This is a genomic window from Streptomyces sp. NRRL B-24085, from assembly GCF_001282115.1.
Taxonomy (GTDB): Bacteria; Actinomycetota; Actinomycetes; order Streptomycetales; family Streptomycetaceae; genus Streptomyces.
Map to the genome: position 1 here is coordinate 1 of NZ_LJBR01000478.1, position 3277 is coordinate 3277.

Consider the following 3277-nt stretch of genomic DNA (forward strand, 5'->3'; position numbering starts at 1 on the left):
CCCGCCGCCCCCACCGCTGCCGCCGCCGCGGCGGCGGTGACCTTCTCCGACACCTTCGACGGACCGGCGGGAGCCGCGGTCGACTCCTCGAAGTGGCAGATCGAGACCGGCGACAACGTCAACAACCACGAGCGGCAGTACTACACGTCGGGCAACAAGAACGCCGCCCTCGACGGCCAGGGCCACCTGGTCATCACCGCGCGGAAGGAGAACCCGGCCAACTACCAGTGCTGGTACGGCACCTGCCAGTACACCTCGGCCCGGCTCAACACCTCCGGGAAGTTCACCGCCCAGTACGGGCACGTCGAGGCACGGATGAAGATCCCGCGCGGACAGGGCATGTGGCCGGCGTTCTGGATGCTCGGCACCCCGGTCAACTGGCCCGACTCGGGCGAGATCGACATCATGGAGAACGTCGGCTTCGAGCCCGCCACCGTGCACGGCACGATCCACGGTCCCGGCTACTCCGGCTCGGGCGGCATAGGCGCCGGCTACACCCTGCCGAACGGGCAGGCCTTCGCGGACGCCTTCCACACCTTCGCCGTCGACTGGGCGCCCGACTCCATCACCTGGTCCGTGGACGGCACCGTCTACCAGCGGCGCACCCCCGCCGACCTGGGCGGCCGCACCTGGGTGTTCAACAAGCCCTTCTTCCTGATCCTGAACCTCGCGGTCGGCGGCTACTGGCCCGGCGATCCGGACGGCTCCACGGTCTTCCCGCAGCAGCTCGTCGTGGACCACGTCTCGGTCACCACCGGCGACACGGCCACCGGCTCGGCGATCCGGGGCCTGGCCGGCAAGTGCGTGGACGTGGCCGGGGCCAACCCGGCGAACGGGACCGCCGTACAGCTCTACGACTGCAACGGCACCGCCGCCCAGCAGTGGACCGTCGGCTCCGACGGCACGATCCGCGCGCTCGGCAAGTGCCTGGACGCGACGGGCGGCGGCACCGCGGACGGCACGTCGGCACAGCTCTACGACTGCAACGGCACCGGGGCCCAGCGGTGGACCGTCACGGGCGCACGCGACATCGTCAACCAGCAGGCGAACAAGTGCCTCGACGTGACCGGCAACAACTCGGCCAACGGCACCCGGCTCCAGCTGTGGACCTGCACGGGCGCCGCCAACCAGAAGTGGACGGTCGGCTGAGCCGGTCGGTCAGTGCCGGGTCCAGGTGAACTTGTCGCCGCCCACCCAGCGCACCACGTCCGGATCGTCCAGGTCGTGGACGGTGATGCCGAAGGCGGCGGCCGCCTCCAGCACGTCGGTCACGGTCCTCGCCTCGCCGACCACCTCCCCGTCGATCTCGACGATGCGGAACGGCGGCGTGGTCGGCTGGACCCCGAGCACCATGATCCGCGGCTTGCCGATGTGCGGGCTCGCGATTTCGGTCATGGAACGAGCGTAGAACGCATCCCGCGGGAGGGAGAGGCGGACGTCATCCGCCCAGCAGGTCGAGGACAGCCGCCTCCACCGCTCCCTGGGTGGCCGGCCGTCCGAAGTCCCCGTGCTCGCCCAGTCGGGTGAGCACGGGGGCGACGGTCCTCCCCTGCTCGAACAGCTCGAAGACCCGCGGGTCGATGTACGAGGCCCGGCACACCGCCGGCGTGTTGCCCAGGTAGTGGCTGACCTCGCGCACGGTCCGGGCCATCTGCCGGCGCCGGGCCGTCTCGGTGGCCCGGCCGTCCTCGGCGGTGACGGCGAGGGCGACGGCGGCCAGGACCGTGGCGTGCCAGGTGCGGAAGTCCTTGGCGGAGACGTCGGTGCCGGACAGCCTGCGCAGCGCCTCGTTCAGGTCGGCGCCGTGCAGGTCGTGCCAGGCACCCCGCTCCCAGAACGCCAGCAGCCGGTCCCCGCCCCGCCTGCGGCGCTTGAGCGCGCGTACGACGGCCAGGGCGTCCTCGTCCACGAGGGCGCGGACCAGATCGATGCCGCCCTTGGCCGGATAGGCGAACGTGAGCTCCTCACGACCGCAGGTGACGTGCTCGCGGAGCATGGTCGTCAGGCCGTAGGTCTCCATCCGGGCGGTGTGCCGGTCGCTGCCGATCCGGAAGAAGCCGAGGTCGAGCAGGCGCACCGCGCAGGCCGTGACCCGGGTGCGGCTCAGCCCCCGGCCCGCGAGGTCCTCGGCGACCCGCTTGCGCAGCGCGGGCAGCGCCCGGGCCACCTCCCGCACGTGCTCGTGCTTGGCCTGGTCCTGCTGCTCACGGAACCGCTCGTGGTACAGGTACTGGCGGCGTCCGGCGTCGTCGGTGCCCACGGCCTGGAGGTGGCCGTTGGGCCAGGGGCAGATCCACACCTCGCGCCAGGCGGGCGGGATGGTCAGCGCGCGGATGCGGGCGAGCGCGTCCGGGTCGGTGACCGGCCGGCCCTCCGCGTCGCGGTAGCGGAAGCCCCGGCCACAACGGACGCGGGTGAAGCCGGGGCGGTCGCAGGAACTGGTCCGCAGTCTCAAGGGCGCCTCCACTCGTCGTTCTCCAGGCGCGAGCCCGCCTGCGGCCCCATCCTCAGCATCCCGCCGTCGACGCTCCAGGACGCGCCGGTGACGTACGTGGCCTCGGGACCGGCCAGGAAGGCGATCACCGCGGCGACCTCGCGGGCGTCACCCGGGCGGCCCAGCGGGACGCCGGGGCGCTCCTCGGTGCGGACGTCGGTGTCCTCCTGGCCCGTCATCGGGGTGGCGATCTCACCGGGTGCGACCGCGTTGACGGTGATGCCGTGCTCGGCGAGCTCCAGGGCCATGACCTGGGTGAGCAGTCCGAGGCCGCCCTTGGCCGCGCAGTACGGGGCCGCGCCGACCCGGGGCTGGTGTTCGTGCACGGAGGTCACGTTGACGATCCGGCCGCCGTCGCCCTGCGCGATCATGTGCCGGGCGGCCCGCTGTCCGCACAGGAAGGGGCCGACGAGGTCGACGTCGAGGACCTCGCGGAACGTGTCGAGCCCGATGTCCAGGAACGGCGTCATGGTGCCGGTGCCCGCGTTGTTGACCAGGACGTCAAGGCGTCCGAGCCGGTCGCACAGCTCGTCGACGGTGCCGGTGGCGGCGGGCAGCCGGGTCAGGTCCATCTGCGCCACGGCCGCGCGCCGTCCCAGGGCGCGGACCTCCTCGGCGGTCTCCTCCGCGCCCTCGAGGTCGCTGTGCCAGGTGATGCCGATGTCCATCCCCGCCCGGGCCAGGCGGACGGCGGTGGCCCGGCCGATGCCGGAGTCGGCGCCGGTGATCACGGCCACCTTGCTGGGCGGTGCGGTGGGGGCGGACATGTCGGCCTCCTCGTGG

The 3277-nt window shown here is 72.7% G+C and carries 4 protein-coding genes; 1 reads left to right on the forward strand and 3 read right to left on the reverse strand.

Features of this window, described 5'->3' with window-relative positions; genetic code table 11:
* Positions 1-1149: glycoside hydrolase family 16 protein (locus tag AOJ26_RS37245; protein ID WP_053852780.1), on the forward strand; the 1149-nt coding region annotated here is incomplete at its 5' end.
* 9 nt (positions 1150-1158) lie between these two features.
* On the opposite strand, the gene AOJ26_RS37250 is transcribed toward AOJ26_RS37245, so the two are convergent.
* From AOJ26_RS37250 to AOJ26_RS37260, 3 genes are read right to left on the reverse strand one after another with little or no spacing between them, the layout of a single operon-like run.
* The gene (locus AOJ26_RS37250; RefSeq protein WP_053852781.1) at positions 1159-1395 is read right to left on the reverse strand and encodes a hypothetical protein; all 237 of its coding nucleotides are present in this window, start codon (positions 1393-1395) and stop codon (positions 1159-1161) included.
* Positions 1396-1438: 43 nt separating this feature from the next.
* Entirely contained in the window at positions 1439-2455 is a 1017-nt protein-coding gene (locus AOJ26_RS37255) for a DNA topoisomerase IB (protein WP_053852783.1), read from the reverse strand.
* The gene (locus AOJ26_RS37260; RefSeq protein WP_053852782.1) at positions 2452-3261 is read right to left on the reverse strand and encodes an SDR family oxidoreductase; all 810 of its coding nucleotides are present in this window, start codon (positions 3259-3261) and stop codon (positions 2452-2454) included. Before AOJ26_RS37260 ends, AOJ26_RS37255 begins: the two co-directional genes overlap by 4 nt.
* Positions 3262-3277 lie beyond the last annotated feature (16 nt).